The organism is Comamonas sp. MYb21, assembly GCF_037479395.1.
GTDB lineage: Bacteria > Pseudomonadota > Gammaproteobacteria > Burkholderiales > Burkholderiaceae_C > Comamonas.
The window spans coordinates 1-17,705 of sequence record NZ_JBBGZC010000021.1 but is presented as its reverse complement, the minus strand read 5'-3'; the positions used below and the strand labels follow the sequence as shown (position 1 = coordinate 17,705).

The following is a 17,705-nucleotide window of genomic DNA, read 5'->3' as shown; positions in this document are numbered from 1 at the left end:
AGGAGGCTGCATGCGTGTCCCTATCCATCCCTGGTGGCGCCAGCTGTGGCTGGCCGCCCTGCTTTGCTGCGGGGCTGTGCTGGCACAGGCCAACAAGCCACCCGCGCTGTGGCTTGCGCAAAAATACCCTGGCGGCCTGGATCTGCAGCAGTACTGGGTGAGCGAGAAATACGACGGCGTGCGCGGCTACTGGGATGGCCAAGCGCTGTGGACACGCCAAGGCACCGCCATCAACGCACCCGCCTGGTACACCGCCGGCTGGCCCGCCACGCCGATGGAAGGCGAGCTATGGGCCGGGCGCGGCCAGTTTGCCCGCGCCCAATCCATCACCAGCAAAGCCGTGCCTGCGGATGCAGACTGGCAGGGCCTGCGCTTTATGGTGTTTGACGCACCCGCAGCACCCGGCAGTTTTAATGAGCGCCTGCCAGCCATTGCGCAGTTTGTGGCTGCCGTGCAGCAGCCCTGGGTACAGGCCACACCGCAGTGGCAAGAGACCGACGAGGCCCGGCTGATGGCACAGATGCGGCGCATTGTGCGCGAAGGGGGTGAAGGGCTGATGCTGCACAGGGCCAGCGCCATCTACCGCAGTGGCCGCAGCGGCGATGTGCTCAAGCTCAAACCCCATGAGGATGCCGAGGCCCAGGTGATGGGCTATGCACCCGGGCGCGGCAAATACGAAGGCATGACCGGTGCCTTGCTGGTCCGCACGGTCGATGGCATTGACTTCAAGCTCGGCAGTGGATTGAGCGATGCGCAGCGCCGCGATCCACCTGCCATTGGCAGCTGGGTGACCTACCGCTACCGTGGCCTGCACGACAGCGGTATACCGCGCTTTGCCACCTTCTGGCGCGTGCGGGAAGAAGGCATGCCGCCCTCCCCAACTGCCGAAGTGGCAAGCACGCCATGAGCCATGAGCGATAAACGGGCATAAAAAGCAGCGCGTATGCGCTGCTTTCGTGGTGATGCGGGAGTGACGCAGGGGACTCAACATCCCCCGCCGCTACTCACCTGCCTGGTCAGACCTTGGGCGAACGCGGCTTGGCCACGCGGCGTGGCTTGGGCGCTGCCTGCGGGGTCTTGGCCACGGGCGACACAACACCTTCGCTGGCATCACCCATGGGCTTTTCCGCCTTGAGCGATTTCTTCATCGCAGCGGTGCTGCGCTTTTTGGCCGACGAGGCGGGCGCCTTGCCTTCCAGCATGGGGCTGCGCTTCTTCGACGATGCCACCGGCGCAGAGACCACCTGGGTTTGCACGGCCTGGTCGCTGGCGTCCAGCGCCACGCAATCGGCGTAGTAGCGCACTTCGCCGCTTTCTTCGTCCACCAGCTCCACCAGACCATGGATATCGGTCTCGAAGCCTGGGCAGAGCTTGGAGAACTCACGCGCGAACATGAGGTAGTCCACGATCTTCTTGTTGAAGACTTCGCCAGGAATCAACAGCGGAATGCCGGGTGGGTATGGCGTGACCAGACCCACAGTAACGCGGCCTTCCAGATGGTCGATCTCGACACGCTCGGTCTTGCGGCGCGCGATGTGCGCAAACGCGTCCGATGGCTTCATCGCAGGCGTCAGGTCCGACAGGTACATCTCCGTGGTCAGGCGGGCGATGTCGTACTTGGCGTAGAGCTGGTGCACATGCTGGCACAGGTCCTTGAGGCCCATGCGCTCATAGCGCTTGTGCTGTTGGCAGAACTCGGGAAGGATGCGCCACATCGGCTGGTTCTTCTCGTAGTCGTCCTTGAACTGCTGCAGCGCGGTCAGCATGGTGTTCCAGCGGCCCTTGGTGATGCCGATGGTGAACATGATGAAGAACGAGTACAGGCCCGTCTTCTCGACCACCACACCGTGCTCGGCCAGGTACTTGGTGACGATGGACGCGGGGATGCCGGTCTCGTCAAAGTCACCGTCCAGGTCCAGGCCCGGCGTCACGATGGTGGACTTGATCGGGTCCAGCATGTTGAAGCCATCGGCCAGATCGCCAAAGCCGTGCCAGTTGTCGAACTCCTTGCCGTTCTTGCCCTTGGTCTTGCGCGATGCGTCCGGGCCACGAATGATCCAGTCCTGGGCCGAGCCCACGCCTTCGTCGGCCAGGGCTTCTGGGCCCCAGACCTGGAACCACCAGTCGTCCTCACCAAACTCATCATCAACCTTGCGCATCGCACGGCGGAAGTCCAGCGCTTCCAGGATCGACTCTTCCACCAGCGCGGTGCCACCGGGCGGCTCCATCATTGCAGCGGCCACGTCGCAGCTGGCGATGATGCTGTACTGCGGGCTGGTCGAGGTGTGCATCAGGTACGCCTCGTTGAACAGGTTGAAGTCCAGCTTTTGCGTCTGGCTGTCCTGCACCAGCACGTGCGATGCCTGGCTGATACCGGCCAGCAGCTTGTGGATGGACTGGGTGGCATAGACCACCGAGTGTTTCGGGCGCGCGCGCTTCTTGCCCATGGCGTGGTAGCTGCCATAGAAGGGGTGGAAGGCCGCATGCGGCAACCAGGCTTCGTCAAAGTGCAGGTTGTCCACGTAGCCATCAAGCTTTTGCTTGATGGTCTCGGTGTTGTAGAGCACGCCGTCGTAGGTCGATTGCGTCAGCGTCAGCACACGAGGCTTGACGGCCTTTGGATCGACGCCCTTGAGCAGCGGGTTGGCAGCGATCTTGGCCTCGATGGTCTTGGGCGAGAACTCGCTCTCATGGATCGGGCCGATGATGCCGAAGTGGTTGCGCGTGGGCTTCAAGAACACCGGAATCGCACCCGTCATGATGATGGAGTGCAGGATGGACTTGTGGCAGTTGCGGTCCACCACCACCACATCGCCCGGCGCCACCGTGTGGTGCCAAACCATCTTGTTCGAGGTCGAGGTACCGTTGGTCACAAAAAAGCAGTGGTCGGCATTGAAGATGCGCGCCGCATTGCGTTCGCTCTCGCCAATCGCGCCGTTGTGGTCCAGCAGCTGGCCCAGCTCTTCGACGGCGTTGCAGACGTCGGCGCGCAGCATGTTCTCACCATAGAACTGGTGGTACATCTGGCCAATCGGGCTCTTCAAGAAGGCCACACCGCCGCCGTGACCGGGGCAGTGCCAGCTGTAGGAGCCGTCTTCGGCATAGTCCAGCAGCGCCTTGAAGAATGGCGGCTGAATGCCTTCGAGGTAGTTCTTGGCTTCGCGCAGGATGTGCTTGGCCACAAACTCGGGCGTGTCCTCGAACATGTGGATGAAGCCGTGCAGCTCGCGCAGGATGTCGTTGGGCAGGTGGCGGCTGGTCTTGGTCTCGCCATAGATATAGATCGGCACATCCGGGTTCTTGCGGCGCACTTCGGTGATGAAGTCACGCAGGTTGTGCACGATCTGGTCATCACCGCCGCCCAGCTGGAACTCCTCGTCGTCGATCGACAGGATGAAGGCACTGGCGCGGCTTTGCTGCTGTGCAAACTGGCTCAGATCACCATAGCTGGTCACGCCCAGCACCTCAAAGCCCTCCTCCTCGATGGCATGTGCCAGATCGCGGATGCTCAGGCCGGAAGTGTTTTCCGAGCGAAAGTCCTCGTCAATGATGACGATGGGAAAGCGAAACTTCATGGGCGTTCCCGCAGGGGCGGGCCTCACTAAAACAATCGAAACAGGCGCGAAGTGTACGGAATTTGCACGCCCCTTTTTATGTATCCTGCATCAATTGCCGCAAAATTGGTCGGCATATCGCACAATCGGGTAACAAACCTAATCGAACAAGGAGGGAGCTATGGAGATGTCAACCGTGTGGTGGCTGCTGACCGGCCTGGCCGTCGTCGCCGAGCTGCTCACCGGCACGCTGTATTTGCTGATGGTTGCCATTGGCATGGCCGCGGCTGCCATCGCTGCGCACCTGGGTGCCAACGAAGTGGTGCAGATCCTGGTCGCGGCTATCGTGGGCGCGGCCACCGTGCTGGCCTGCTACCTGCGCCAAAAGCGCCGTGGCTCGCTGCTCTCTGGTGAGCGCGAGCAGGACATGCACCTGGACATTGGCGAGCAGGTCCAGATCGAGCATTGGGAGACCGACCGCACAGCCCAGGTGCGCTACCGCGGCGCGCCCTGGACGGCTGCATTGCTGGGCCAACACCCTGCGCTGCCCGGCGCCTATCGTGTGGTGCGGCTGGAGGGCAACCGCCTGCTGGTGGAACCCACCGAGCCCGCCGCGCACTAACCACTGGTTCCCGTCAACCAGGCGCCAATCACCGGGGCATGGCAAACATAACAAGCGCAGCCAAATCCATGCCCCACACCCCCGCCTGGCCCGTCACACCCGCATGGTGTAATGGCCAGGACCTTTGAGCCAGGGGCCCGCCCCCAGCCAGTCACTGAAAAAACGGGCGCGTTGCACCAAGCAGTGCGTCCATGAGGAGAGCCCATGGAAGTCGCCATCATCATATTTGTCATCGCCATCATCTTCATTGCGATGTCCGTCAAGATTGTGCCCCAGCAGCACGCCTGGGTCAAAGAGCGCCTGGGCCGTTACGCCGGCACCCTGGCCCCCGGCCCGCGCTTCATCATTCCCTTTGTCGACAAAGTCGCCTACAAGCACAGCCTGAAGGAAATTCCGCTGGATGTCCCCAGTCAGGTCTGCATTACGCGCGACAACACCCAGCTGCAGGTGGACGGCATTCTGTACTTCCAGGTGACCGACCCTATGCGCGCCAGCTACGGCTCATCGAACTACATCATGGCCGTCACCCAGTTGGCCCAGACCTCGCTGCGCAGCGTGATCGGTAAGCTGGAGCTGGACAAGACCTTTGAAGAGCGCGACATGATCAACGCCCAGATCGTCTCGGCGATCGACGAGGCAGCGCTCAACTGGGGCGTGAAGGTGCTGCGCTACGAGATCAAGGATCTGACGCCACCGGCAGAAATCCTGCGCTCCATGCAAGCCCAGATCACCGCCGAGCGTGAAAAGCGCGCGCTGATCGCCGCCTCCGAAGGCCGCCGCCAGGAGCAGATCAATATCGCCACCGGTGAGCGCGAGGCCTTCATCGCCCGCTCCGAAGGTGAGAAGCAAGCGGCGATCAACAAGGCGCAAGGCGAGGCCGCATCGATCACTGCGGTGGCTGATGCCACTGCCCAGGCGCTGGAGCGCATTGCCACCGCCATCCGCCAGCCCGGCGGCGAGCAAGCCGTGCAGCTGAAGGTGGCCGAGCAGGCCGTGCATGCCTACGGCAAGCTGGCCAGCGACGCGACCACCACCTTGGTCGTCCCGAGCAACATGACCGAGGTCTCCAGCCTGATCACCTCGGCCATGCGCATGATCCAGACCGGCAAGGGCCAGTAACCGCTTGGCAAACGTAAATGCAGCACGTGCCCGCTGGGGCCGCGCTGCATTTTTGCCAAACAAGCCCCCGCTTTGCTGGAAGGCGCCAAATTTCAGGCTAGAATACACGCTTCACCGACTGGAGAGGTGGATGAGTGGTTTAAGTCGCACGCCTGGAAAGCGTGTGTGGGTTAATAGCCCACCGCGGGTTCGAATCCCGCCCTCTCCGCCAGTCAACAGGTGAAATTGTCAGCCAAGCTGTCCACGCTTGGCTTTTTATTTCCTGGCCACCACAGGATGTAAAACGTACAAAACATGCGGAGAGGTGGATGAGTGGTTTAAGTCGCACGCCTGGAAAGCGTGTGTGGGTTAATAGCCCACCGCGGGTTCGAATCCCGCCTTCTCCGCCAGAATTTGAAAATAAATCATTGATTTTAAAGTAAAAAGCCACCCTAGGGGTGGCTTTTTTTATTTCTACCCATAGTATCACCCACAATCAAATTTGCGAAGTAGCGGGTCTGTTTGAGATTCAGTGAGAGACTTCGGCGTTCGGCTAATTGCTGCGCTTCGCTTCAAAATTTTTCGCCTGCACACCGACATCAGCAGGTTTAGTGTATTGAGCCACTGTTCAACGTCGTATGTAAGCAACTGCGCTTCTAGCCGCCTAGTGAACGATGAGCTCATGCAGCAGCATATGCAGACCACTGCTCATACTGTACAAAGTAACTCAGGTGGCGAGCCGCGCAAATTTCAAAATTTCGAGTGTTAAAATAACACTATAAGTTTGGTTTTGCCTGAATCGTATTCAGTATTTAATAAACAAAATGGCAAACTCAGGGAAGCCACATAGAGCGCCCTCAGACTCACTTATTAGACAGCGTGCACGAGAGCCACAATTGCGCTAAATCAGCCGGAGCTAGTTGTCATCCGGCTCAGCGCGACATCAAACCGCTAGGCTCATTGCATCCGTTTCGTAAGCAGCAGCCTTAGCTCTGGATCGATGTCTTTTGGCTCCAGAGCCAAAGCGCCCCAAACCCCTAGATTCCCACACATTGCAGCAGTGATGCAGACCTTGCCTCACAGCTGCGCTGCCGCATGGCCAGTTAAGCCATGTTAATCGACCAGTTGCAACGATCGGCCAGAGGCTGAGACTGCGGCTGCTTTTTCGCCCGTTGGAAAGACCACAATGACAGAGAACAGTAAGACCTTGGTAAGCGAGTTGCCCCCCAAAGCAGAAAGTTCATCCTTGCGCAAAGCAAGTGCGAGCACGGCAGGAGAAAGCCATGCAGGAAGCGCAGCCAGCGCATGTCATCCCAACGCCACGCGAGCAGTCGGACTTTCACCCCCCGTAGCTCGCATACAGCAGCAAGAGCGGGGTGATGACCCTCTAGCCTGCCTTGCCATGCTCTCAAGCAAAAGTCTTGCTGAAGTCACCGAACTTGCCTACAGCGTGGGGTATCCCCGCCATGGCCCCGCCTACGTTCCCGATGAAATGCTCGTAGTCTTGGCGCTAAAAAGTGGCGGCTGGGTTGCCAAGAACTACAAGGAATTTGACACGTTTAATCAACTGCCGTCCATCGCAATTGTCTATGTGGACTACTGCCAAGCCATAGACCTTGGGAGAACTGTACTTTGGCTTAAACATCCTAAGTCGCAGGGCCACACAACCAGCAAACCGCAAGCCCTTGCCAAATCCAGCGTTAACGCATTGCCAGTGACCAAGCCAGCTAATCTTGCAGAAAGCTCGTCAACTCTTGATCTAGGCGCTGGCTATGTGATCGACCCTGCTTACTGGATTACGCCCGAGCAGCAAATCATCACCGGCATCACCTCTGTGCACTTCGAGCCGATGTGGTACATGGAGCTTCACCTGATGAACGCTAAAACTGGTCAGAGCGAAAAAGCTAGGTAAAACTAGCCTGCCGAGCGTTTGGGAAGCTCAAGCATCAGCGCGTAAACATCCACCCTAAGGCTATGCGCAATACGCCAAATGTTGTACAGCGAGATATTACGCTCACCCCGTTCAACAGAGCCCACATAGTTGGCATGCAACCCGCTGCCCTCGGCAACTTGCTCCAGGGTCATCTGCTTGTCATGGCGTACGGCACGTAAGCGCTCGCCAAAAGACTTCTGCAATAGCAGCAGCTCTTGCTTGTGTTCAAGATCTAAAGCCTGGGGACGGTTCACTATCACTCGCGACATGCCACGAGTGTTTGAGATACACCACTTTAAGTACACAAACTATAAGTTTGGCATGGCAAAATTCACCCCGATACCAAACTCATAGTGTTTATTTCCAAATCACTCTGATCGGTGCATGGCGGCATGCAACTGAACGTGCCATGTGATCCAGCCAAAAGCAATCCGGCCATGGCAGCTTCGAGCTGTAACAGGGAGTGCCTAGAAGAGCCAAAGCCTTCATCCGTTGGAGCGCGGTGGAGTCTTCAAAGACCCTCTGGGTCTGCAGCCACACCAAAGCGGCTCAGACGACGGCAAACGACTACTTAAAAAATAGGAGAGCAATACATGAAGGAAAGAAAAATAGACGGCCTGTCAAATGGGCAACGACACGGCAGATGGGCAATGCGACGCACACGCGCTATACATGCAATTCGCGCACCGCATGCACTAGTTCCAGCTGGACTTTTCGTGCTATTTGTCTCGCTAAAACCAATCCATGCACAGCAACTACCTCAACCACAGCGCTACGAAGTGCAGCGCGGAGGCACTGTCGACCAGCAGAGTCTGAGGTTTGTTCCATTCCTGCGAGTGCCAGCGAAAGAACAAACGATGCGGGACTTGGTCACCGCAGTAGAAGGCGGTGCTTACACGGGCGTCAATCCAAGCACTCAAGTCGGCGAACAGTTCATGGCCAGCGCTTGGGCTGGGCTGCATGCCGGCAACGGAATGCCTAACTTCGGGAACAGTTCACAAGCGCATATCTTCTCGACCAACTTGCTGATGGTGGTGCAAGACATCAACAGCGCCACCTGGGGCCGGGTGAGCAACCATCCTCCACAGTTCGGCGCAGAAATCACGGACTACCGGCAGGCACCAATGTTTGCTCATCAGATGCGTAACTTGCTCGACTCCTACACACTGCAGTTCTGCAGCAATCGAGTCGCGCAATGTGCAGACCTTCTACAGGCTTGGGTACACGACATTGGTGAGGCCTCTATGCGTGGCGCCAAGCGTCTGCAAAAGAGCCGACTTGCGCAGTGGCAAAGCGAGCAACAGGCCCTCGCAGAGCAAGAGCGTCAAAGGCAAGCACAACTACACGCCGAACAGACGGCTAAAGAGCAGACAAAGAACAACGCCGTGAATGCGGACATTGCCGCACAAGCCGCACGCATTCGGGCACAGCAAAACCGCGCAGCCGCTTCGCGTTGACAGGAACAGTAGGCATCAATGCTGCTCGTGCCCGGTGATTTATGGGCGCTGTCTACGCCTTTTACCGGACTGCTCAAGCACATCTGCGACTTTGCCGATCTGTGCTACCCGTAACCCTCCCCACAACCACCCGCAGTGCCCACCAGCCGAGAACATCGGTGTGATGGTGCGAGCGGGTGTGATTTACTCACCTATTGGATTCTTATGAAACGCAAACCATTCCCCAAAAGTCTGCCCGAACAGGGCCTCACATCCGCCCGGCGTACAGCAGCGGTCGCACTCACCACTCTCGCCGCACTGTGCCTTGCGGCCTGCCAGCCCAAGCAGCCCCCTTCTTGCGAATCCGCTGAAGTGCAGGACGTTCTGAAGTCTATCGTCGTGAGCAATGCACAGGCATCTTTGAGTGGCCGGCCTTTAAAGGACGAGGCTGGGCAGGTAACGCCCGCTTCGTCGTACTTTTATAGCAGCATCAATACGGCACTCTCCAATGTCTTCGATGCAGGTGTGAGCAAAGACACTCAGCTGAGAAGTTGCAGCGCAACGCTGCAGCTTGACCTAGCATCGGGCGCTGCCTCACGTTTGATAGCAGGGTCCCTCTTTAGCGTACAAATTCCAGGAGTGGAGGTGGCCCCTGATGGTTGGGTAAAAACGCAGGTCAACTACCAAGTGCGCCTTAGCGATTCGACTGGACAGGTCCAGGTGCAATCCGCATCGCTGGGCCCGATGGTCGAGCTCGTCTCATACGGTCACGTGATGATTGCCCCGCAACTGGCTTGGGCAGGAACATGGGATGGCACCTACCAGTGCCAGCGTAGTGCTGAGGCAATGTCGTTACCTGAGGCTGTTGCCAATGCCCATGAGTCCTTCGAGCACCCGCTGACTGAGAGCTTGCTTGGGGGCACTAGTTTAGAGATCGAGCGCACCACTGCAGGCGGTGGTTACGAAAAACTGGCAATGCGCCTTGGACCATCCATTGAGGTACGCGTAGAAGGCGCAAACACAGCGCAAGACCGCTGGAAAGGGACGCTGCGCGGGGCAATGACGGGCAACCAATTGAGCGCCAGGGGCACGCTGCTTAGTTTGCCGGGCGTGCCGGTTTCTCACTGCGACATCGCGCTGCGGTTCACGCCCCTCGACAAAGACGGGATCGCCGCTGAATTCGCCAAGAGAAAAGCTGCCCAATAAATCCCAATCCCACGCCATCGCCAGTCACCCAATGCAATCAACCCGTTGTTTGCGCGACTCCATCACCTATTCATCCTCACACAATGACTCAACAGCAACAAACAACCTCGCCTGGACGAGACGACACTATCCGGCGCGCCCTGCTTCGCGCGTACGTGAACAAGAACTATGAGAAATACCAAAGCCTGTGGGACAAGGCAGCAAGCAGGCCGACCAAGCAAAGCTGGAATTGGGCTGCCTTCTTTCTCTCGCTGGGATGGCTTTCCTATCGCAAGATGTATGCGCTCTCAGCCCTATGGATCGGACTGCTTCTACTGGAGCTCGTGGCATCAATGGTGTTTGGGTATTCCGAGCGCTACTCCAACGCCTTTGGCCTGGGGTTAGCGTTTGCGGCGGGCCAGGTGGGCAACCTGCTCTATGAGCGGCAAGCCTACAAACAAGTTGACCAGGTAAAGGCAGCCCTTCCATCCAGCCACTGGGTGAGCTCGCTCAGAACCCAAGGTGGTGTGAGCTGGGCTGCAGGAGTTGCCGCATGGGTCATATATCTTCTTTTATGGCTTTTGCTGAGCCTTGTCGCTCAAAAGCTCTGACGCCTAGCTAACCCAGTGCCCGTCACCTTCAACCCATTGCCTTCTATCTGGAGCAGCCACTTTTAAAGATTATTCGATAAGCCACTCGTTTTAACCCAACGCCCCGCCCTACCCCAATCCTTTGGGGCCCAAGAGCGCCAATGCATTAATCGCATTGGCGCTCTTGCTTTGTGGGCTCTCTATGTCTCTATTTGAAGCTGAACTATGAACCGCAAACCTTTCACCTCCAACGGTACGAACACACACAAGTCACCCCAACCCCAGCACTCCAGCAACCACCGCACGCCGCTGTTTGCCATGGGTCAGGTTGTCGCAACACAAGGAGCTTTGGCCATGCTCGAGGACCTAGCCGCATCAGGCATAACAGTGGGCGGCTTGCTGCGCCGCCATGTAAGCGGAGACTGGGCGCATATGGAGGCGGAGGACCGTGCAGCCAACATCCAAGCTGTGGCAGATGGAAGCCGCATTTTGACGAGCTTTGCGTTTCAAAGTGGCAGGATATGGATTATCACGGAAGCGATGAGCGATATCACGGAAGATGGGCAGGCCAAACGCCAACCATCGCGCTCCAGCACTTGCCTGCTATTGCCCGAGGAATACTGACATGACGTCATCCACTCATCAACGTGAAGTGGCCCAAGTGCTGCATCTTTCTCACACGCTGCACTCTGACAAAAAGGCAGCACAAATGAAATGGCGGCACACATGAAGAGCATGACAACTCGCCGCCAACATCTCAAAGTGCTGCGCAGTGCCAGCCTGGCAGAAGCCACACAACGTGCCTACGCTTCAGACATACGGCACTACTGTATGCACCAAGGCAGGCTGCCCGCAACGCCAACACAGGTAGCGCTGTACATCGCCCAATGGAGTCCAGTGCATGCCTTTGCAACGTTGACCAGGCGCATGGCAGCACTTGACCGCTGGCACAGGAGCCGAGGCGTTGCCAGCCCGGTCAAGAGCATGATTGTGCAACAGGCGATGCGCGGCATGCGAAGAATCTACGGCGGGCCCCAACGCCAAGTGCGAGCGATTACCGCCAAGGATCTATCGCAACTGGTGAAGGCTGCAAGGCAGCCATCCACTTTTGGAAAAAATGACAACCAGGCCGGCTCGGCAACCAGGACGCTGCGTGATGCTGCATTGTTGCTCCTTGGATTCTCGGCAGCCCTGCGCCGCTCTGAACTCGTTGCATTGCAGATAAGCGACTTGAAGGTGGATCAGCAAGGAATGACTGTGCACATCCGGCGCTCCAAAACCGATCCCTACGGCCGTGGTCAAAGCATCCAAATCCCTTGGGGCAAGAGAGTGGCTTTGTGCCCCATCCACGCAGTGCAGGCATGGATTGATCATGTTGGTTTAAGCAGCGGCCCTATATTTAGGGCTGTGGGCCGCTACGGCAATGTGGGCACCGCAGGGCTGAGTTCGCAATCAGTCGCATTGATAGTGAAGCGCTTGGCGGTGCAGGCATGGGGTGAAAAGGCTGCTACTGAGTTCAGCGGACACTCTCTGAGAGCAGGGTTTTGCACCGATGCGGCGCAGCGGGGCATGTCGATCTTTGCGATTCGTCAGGTCACGAGGCACCGCTCTGTTGAGTCATTGGGCCGCTACATAAGAGACGCGATTTAAATGCTTTCACCTGGCTTTGAAACAGTAATGCCCGTCACAACTCGGCATGATGTAAGGATAGCATCCTCCGTGGGATTTTTTGCCGTAGGTTGCGAGCACTTGATCTACTACCGACTGACGGGGAAAAGTTAACATGGAACCACCGAACCCTTAAAAGAAAAAATTCAGGTCATTAAAAAAACACCCCTAAAAATGGATGGATATCCAAATTTAGGGGTGTGATTAGTACGATTAATCCATGTGCTTAGTACTTCTACTACGCTGCGTTCATTGCAAGAGAGAGCGATTGTCTGTTAAGTGAATCGATGGTTTGTGCGAATGAGCTAGGCGCCGAAGAAATCGCCCCCGCATCTGCATTAAATGCAGAAATTGCTTGCACTAGGCCATCGATAGAACTATTTTCACTACTGGCATTAGGCAACCGCTGAGACAGCAATGATGCCAGTGATATGCTATCTAACAAGCTGATTCTGTCATCGGTCGATTGTGACATTAGATTTATCAGCTCTTCTGTCGCACCTATCAGCAAAGGCTTGACACGTGTGTGCTCGCCATTTTTGTCAACATAGGTCATCAATGGGCCTGGGGCTGGCATCACAAGTTCATCCTGAGAAATTATTGTTGGATTCAGCTTTGGCATTGGAATAGCGCCATCAACTTCAAACGAGGTTATTAAAGGATTTGGTTTCGGCATAGGAATAGGTGCAGCTGTGTCGACAAACTTCTCACTTTCGCTCATCAAGTTTTGTACAACTCCATTTTTGATGCCTGAATCCAATTGAGATTGGATATCTGTAGCAAGAAGCACTACATTATCTTTGAAGTGAAATTCCTCAATGACCGAAGCTTCTAGTGCAAATTGATCACGAATCATAATTACATCTGAACCTATTGTGATGTGAAGATCGTCTCCGACACGGCCCAAGAGGTACGCGTCGGTCGAAGCAATATCTTTGAGTTGAACGATATCGGTTGTACTGGAGCCCGAACTTTCTTCAACGATCAGATCTTCTCCGTCTCCGCTGAAAAAGATATATTTATCACTGCCATTCCCTCCATACAGCTGATCATTACCGACTCCGCCTGTCAGAGTGTCATTCCCGTCTTCACCATAAAGCTGATCAGGACCTGCCATACCGAAAAGTTGATCATTTCCAGCTCGACCATAAAGCTTATCTGCAAATCCTTGCCCAGTTATGGTATCTGCTGCCGCAGTCCCACGCTTGGTAATTCCCGCTTTACTCAAATTGATCACTAAAATCTCAGATGTCGACAAACCTTCTTTGTCTGTCGCTGTTATTTTTAAGCGCATCGTTTGATTCGTGTTTGCAACCACATTTCCGCTTAATGTTCCATCAACATCCAAACTCATCCAAGATGGTAGTGGACTGCCATCTTCCATTTCCACAGTGAAAGAAGTCACTCCTCCATCATCATAGACATTCTCCTGACTTGGGCTCCAGTAGAGAGAATCTCCATTCAGCAAATTCATAGATTTTATTTTTTCAATAACCGGGGCTTGATTTGTGTAGACGCCGGCCAACACCTCTATTTCGCTCAAACCCCAGATTGTTCCATTTTCAAAAACTATTTGCTTTACAGGACTGGCAATATCACTTGGATCGATATCATTGAAAAAATGCAACAAATTTATTTGATCATCCGAACCTCGAATCGACAGTTTAAGATCAGTTCTACCCCGCGTCACCTCTATATCATCGGGATTTATTCCCGCTTTGAATTTAACTTCACTAAGCCTGACAGCACCATCAATAACAGTATCTACTCCATCCCCTCTTCCAAATAAAAATACATCTTTCGATCTACCCCCACCTTCAAGTCGATCATTGCCTGCACCGCCATCAAAGATATTACTACCTTGAATATCTCTTAGTCTGTCGTCGCCATCGCCTCCATACATCTTATCATCTCCATCTTGTCCATAGAGATAGTCATTATCGGCACCACCATGTAAAACATCATTCCCATACCCACCCCATAAATCATCAGAATCCTCATCGCCATATAAAAAATCATTGCCATCATATCCTCTTATAACATCATACCCACCTCCTCCACTTAGCACATCATCACCTAATGTCCCAAGAATTTCATCATATCCGTCGGTCGATTTTTTTCTTGCCGCCATCAATAAAACGGTGTGCAAATCCCAAATAGTTCCATCTGAGAATTTAAATTGATTTCGAGGATTCCCTATATCCTTTTCGTAAGAATAAAACGCGCCCTTAAAAGCTATTGAGTCATTACCCTTGACTGAGAAAATCAAACTATTATAGGACTCTCCATAAACCCCAGACATTGACACATCCACGTCAGCCGGGCTGATTCCGTCTTTAAATTCTATAATATTATTTGTTTTGAAATTGTAAAGGTTAGCATTAACAACATCATTGCCATCCCCTATACCAAATACAAATTTCGAATTACCTATGCTCGCGTGTGGATTGATAATATCATTTCCAGAACCACCATTGAAAATATTATCACCATCGCCCCCATTCAGGATATCATTCCCATCCCCACCATCAAAAATATCATTACCACCACCACCGTTCAAAACATCATTTCCAGCCAACCCATGAAAAGCATCGTCTCCAGATGAGCCGTCAAGTACATCGTCATTATTTGTCCCAGTGATGTTTTGCCCTGCAGGTTTTTCAATAATTATTGAAAAATCTTGAGAGACGCTAGCTCCAGCGCTATCAGTTGCTTTTAATACGACATTCAGGCTCGCCGAGCTACCCAAAGGTGGCGTGCCTGTGAATTTTCCAGTAGCAGGATCAAAGGTCAGCCAAGCCGGCAGTGCCGAGCCATCTGGCAAACTCGCATTCAAAACCAGTGAGTCGCCATCTGGATCACTAAACGTATTCGCTGGCAATAATAACGAAAACTCAAGGCCCTCTATCAGATTTTGAGATCCCAGTAGAATTTCCACTACTGGAGGACTATTCCCACCCGGATTAGTCGGCCCACCCGGATCTACCGGCGGAACATATGCCGGCAATGTCAACCCAAGCATTGACGACTTATTGAAGTAGTCATAAACCAGAGCTCTACCACTACCACCTTTGGCGCGAATTAAAAGATCACCCCCGCTGCGCGTCAGAAGGCAACCAGCAGCCTCCCAAGCCGTTTCGGCCACTGCCTTGATGTTGTCTCCCTGTATAACGACTCCATCAATCACTATGCGTCCAATGCCATCTTGGTCGTCAATGTCCACTGACGCCCCTGCGCTCAATGCTCGGAAATCGATCTGGTAGGTTTCATCTCCCTCGCTGTCCACGATCACATCAGTGCCCGTTGCGCTTGCAGACGTGTAGGTGTCGTTGCCTGCACCTCCCTCCAGGGAGTTCAGACCGCTACCACCATCAAGGGCGTCATTGCCCGCACCACCATAAAGCCAATCATCACCTTCATCACCAAAGAGTTGATCATTGCCATTGCCACCTATCACGGTGTCGTTGCCGTCGCCACCATAAAGAATGTCGTCACCGGTCAACGCACTGGTTGCATCAACTGCCAGTTCATCCTCTCCAGCTAGCCAATCATTTCCTGAACCTGCGTGCAGCGTATCGCTGCCACCCTGCCCAAACAATTTGTCGTCACCTTCGCCACCATCCAACAGGTCGCTGCCGTGGTACTGCGCATCCAAACTTGAATGGTCCCCCCACAACTCGTCATTGCCTGAGCCGCCCCGGAGTGCGTCGTCCTTCCCCATGCCCATCAGTACATCGTTGCCATCACCACCATCTAACTGATCATTTCCGTGATTTTCGTAAGGCAGTTGGGCAATGAGGGCATCACCCAGAAGGAGATCATTGCCACCACCACCCCAAATGGAGTCATTGCCACCATCTCCCCAGACTTCGTCGTCTCCGGCACCGCCATCGATGACATCATCTCCATGCAATGCCGGGCTCTTGAGCGTATCGTCGTATGGCAAGCTTGCATATAAATCACCGTTAGTGCTGCTTGAGACGGCCTGAAGCCGCATACGCACCCACTCGTCGCCGTAGATCACATCTTTGCCATCTCCGCCCAGGATCACATCACTACCGGCAAGGCCAGCTAGGTGATCATCACCTGCGCCTCCAATCAGGTAATCCGCTCCGCGCCCTCCCCACACGTAGTCATCGCCTTCTCCGGCGTCCACAAAATCTTGATCGCTAGCGCTCTCTGGAGCGTAGAACTCTCCTCCATCAGGATTTTTGACGTGTGCACGCTCCACGCGTACACGGCTACCATCAGTACTTCTCACCACAAACCAGCGGGTAATGTTGGAACCACTCGTCTGTGTGACTACGTTGTCAGGACCTTTTATTTCATCTGCACCGCGAGGAAGCTCGCCAAAGCCTCCTGGCATGGTCGCCGCCATATTCGTGACGATGATGTCATTGCCTTTTCCACCATAGATAATGTCACTGCCAGCGCCCCCCCAGATGGCATCGTCACCGTCTCCGCCATCAAGATAATCCTCATATTGTTCACCCGATATGAAATCATTACCCCCCCTGCCCCAATAGCCAACGGCCTGAGTATTGGCGTATACAGGCTGCCAGACCCCGTCTGCCCCTAAATTTCCACCTACGGGGCGCACCACAACATCAGGATAAATGCTGGAGCCATCAAACAAGTTGTTGGCGTCAGGATCAGCTTGGGCACCTGGGATACTGCCATCGGGCTGTATACGCCAGGAGGAATCAGTTCCTCCAAACTGATCGCCTTGTAATGCATACATGCCAGCAGTATTTACCCAGGGCTGCCCACTATCGGGCAGAGTCAATCCCAGCACATCTGCGGGTGCATTTTTCATCAGAGAGGTACTTTTGCTCTGACTATCTGCGTAGTTTCTAATGACTATGCGACCTGACTTTTCAGCATTGGAGATGATCAGATCACCTCTCTCGTTGAGGGCATAGCGCCATTTTCCATCTTCGCTAATCCATGCTCCAGCCGAGACAAACCGACCGCCAACCAGTGTATGGCCATCCACAACGATGCTACCAACACCATCGCTGTCAATGACTTCATCTACTCCCCAATCGCCATTAAAAATATAGGCATCATCTCCAAGACCACCCTGCAGCATGTCGTTGCCCGTGCCACCGTCGAGTACATCATCACCTGCGTTGCCTTGGAGATAATCATTGCCACCCAAGCCTACCAAGGTGTCGACTCCCGCACCTCCAAAGAGATAATCTTCGCGTCGCCCGCCGTTGAGCTGCCCACCGTTATCATTGTTAAAAGTGACATATTTGGTGGACTCTGTTGTTCCTCCTCGCCGGATCTTCAGTGCGGAACTGCGGTCTTCCCAGACAATGTCTTCTCCGTCGTAAAGCGTCGCTTTATCAGCTCCATACGCATCGGCAGATGAGCTGTCATATGAGGCATTGGTTGTTCCAAAATAGTTTTTACGTTCCAGTAGTTGTGCACGCTGGTTCATCCACTCATCTGTAAACAAAGAGGCTGCCTTGCCGCCCTCTGTTGCTGACTGATCTTTCTTCCACTGAGTGTAGATCGGCCCCCAGGCCTCAGAAATAGCAGCTTCAAACGCTGCTGGATCAGCGCCATGCAATACAAATGGGCTGAGCCCAAACAGGGCTGCAAATACACCAA

Annotated in this window: 12 protein-coding genes and 2 tRNA genes; 11 read left to right on the top strand and 3 right to left on the bottom strand. The window is 54.8% G+C overall.

The features are described from left to right. Positions 1-10 precede the first annotated feature (10 nt). Complete coding sequence (locus WH367_RS23500; protein WP_339537914.1) at positions 11-907, top strand: DNA ligase; 897 nt, start codon at positions 11-13, stop codon at positions 905-907. Positions 908-1,016: 109 nt separating this feature from the next. Here WH367_RS23500 and WH367_RS23495 read toward each other — a convergent pair whose 3' ends face one another. Then, positions 1,017-3,575, bottom strand: coding sequence for an arginine/lysine/ornithine decarboxylase (locus tag WH367_RS23495; protein WP_339537913.1), 2,559 nt, complete (start codon positions 3,573-3,575; stop codon positions 1,017-1,019). A gap of 160 nt (positions 3,576-3,735) precedes the next feature. Between WH367_RS23495 and WH367_RS23490 the strand changes: the two genes are divergently transcribed. From WH367_RS23490 to WH367_RS23470, 5 genes are all read left to right on the top strand, one after another. Further along, positions 3,736-4,176 (top strand): NfeD family protein, encoded by a 441-nt coding sequence (locus WH367_RS23490; RefSeq protein WP_339537912.1) that lies wholly within the window; start codon positions 3,736-3,738, stop codon positions 4,174-4,176. Between the two features lie 204 nt (positions 4,177-4,380). Then, complete coding sequence (locus tag WH367_RS23485; RefSeq protein WP_021028801.1) at positions 4,381-5,295, top strand: SPFH domain-containing protein; 915 nt, start codon at positions 4,381-4,383, stop codon at positions 5,293-5,295. Positions 5,296-5,415: 120 nt separating this feature from the next. After that, a tRNA-Ser gene (locus tag WH367_RS23480) sits at positions 5,416-5,506 on the top strand. 87 nt (positions 5,507-5,593) lie between these two features. Continuing rightward, positions 5,594-5,684, top strand: a tRNA-Ser gene (locus WH367_RS23475). Between the two features lie 776 nt (positions 5,685-6,460). After that, a complete protein-coding gene (locus WH367_RS23470; RefSeq protein ID WP_339537911.1) occupies positions 6,461-7,186 on the top strand; it encodes a hypothetical protein in 726 nt (241 codons plus the stop codon). A gap of 2 nt (positions 7,187-7,188) precedes the next feature. Here WH367_RS23470 and WH367_RS23465 read toward each other — a convergent pair whose 3' ends face one another. Then, the gene (locus WH367_RS23465; protein WP_339537910.1) at positions 7,189-7,461 is read right to left on the bottom strand and encodes a helix-turn-helix domain-containing protein; all 273 of its coding nucleotides are present in this window, start codon (positions 7,459-7,461) and stop codon (positions 7,189-7,191) included. 339 nt (positions 7,462-7,800) lie between these two features. Here WH367_RS23465 and WH367_RS23460 point away from each other — a divergent pair, with 339 nt between their 5' ends. The 5 genes from WH367_RS23460 to WH367_RS23440 all read left to right on the top strand — a co-directional run bounded on the left by WH367_RS23460 (position 7,801) and on the right by WH367_RS23440 (position 12,068). Continuing rightward, positions 7,801-8,664 (top strand): hypothetical protein, encoded by an 864-nt coding sequence (locus WH367_RS23460; RefSeq protein ID WP_339537909.1) that lies wholly within the window; start codon positions 7,801-7,803, stop codon positions 8,662-8,664. 204 nt (positions 8,665-8,868) lie between these two features. After that, entirely contained in the window at positions 8,869-9,849 is a 981-nt protein-coding gene (locus tag WH367_RS23455; protein ID WP_339537908.1) for a hypothetical protein, read from the top strand. 155 nt (positions 9,850-10,004) lie between these two features. Then, entirely contained in the window at positions 10,005-10,439 is a 435-nt protein-coding gene (locus WH367_RS23450) for a DUF2628 domain-containing protein (protein WP_339537907.1), read from the top strand. A 204-nt stretch (positions 10,440-10,643) separates the two neighbouring features. Further along, on the top strand, positions 10,644-11,042 hold the full coding sequence (locus tag WH367_RS23445) for a hypothetical protein (RefSeq protein ID WP_339537906.1): 399 nt from the start codon (positions 10,644-10,646) through the stop codon (positions 11,040-11,042). Positions 11,043-11,144: 102 nt separating this feature from the next. Further along, entirely contained in the window at positions 11,145-12,068 is a 924-nt protein-coding gene (locus WH367_RS23440) for a site-specific integrase (protein WP_339537904.1), read from the top strand. Between the two features lie 256 nt (positions 12,069-12,324). On the opposite strand, the gene WH367_RS23435 is transcribed toward WH367_RS23440, so the two are convergent. Beyond that, a complete protein-coding gene (locus tag WH367_RS23435) occupies positions 12,325-17,664 on the bottom strand; it encodes a putative Ig domain-containing protein (protein ID WP_339537903.1) in 5,340 nt (1,779 codons plus the stop codon). Positions 17,665-17,705: the final 41 nt, after the last annotated feature.

Coding starts and splice junctions, on each gene's coding strand:
- WH367_RS23460 (WP_339537909.1), top strand. CDS start 7,801: ATGAAGGAAAGAAAAATAGACGGCCTGTCAAATGGGCAACGACACGGC.
- WH367_RS23470 (WP_339537911.1), top strand. CDS start 6,461: ATGACAGAGAACAGTAAGACCTTGGTAAGCGAGTTGCCCCCCAAAGCA.
- WH367_RS23490 (WP_339537912.1), top strand. CDS start 3,736: ATGGAGATGTCAACCGTGTGGTGGCTGCTGACCGGCCTGGCCGTCGTC.
- WH367_RS23445 (WP_339537906.1), top strand. CDS start 10,644: ATGAACCGCAAACCTTTCACCTCCAACGGTACGAACACACACAAGTCA.
- WH367_RS23495 (WP_339537913.1), bottom strand. CDS start 3,575: ATGAAGTTTCGCTTTCCCATCGTCATCATTGACGAGGACTTTCGCTCG.
- WH367_RS23440 (WP_339537904.1), top strand. CDS start 11,145: ATGAAGAGCATGACAACTCGCCGCCAACATCTCAAAGTGCTGCGCAGT.
- WH367_RS23485 (WP_021028801.1), top strand. CDS start 4,381: ATGGAAGTCGCCATCATCATATTTGTCATCGCCATCATCTTCATTGCG.
- WH367_RS23455 (WP_339537908.1), top strand. CDS start 8,869: ATGAAACGCAAACCATTCCCCAAAAGTCTGCCCGAACAGGGCCTCACA.
- WH367_RS23500 (WP_339537914.1), top strand. CDS start 11: ATGCGTGTCCCTATCCATCCCTGGTGGCGCCAGCTGTGGCTGGCCGCC.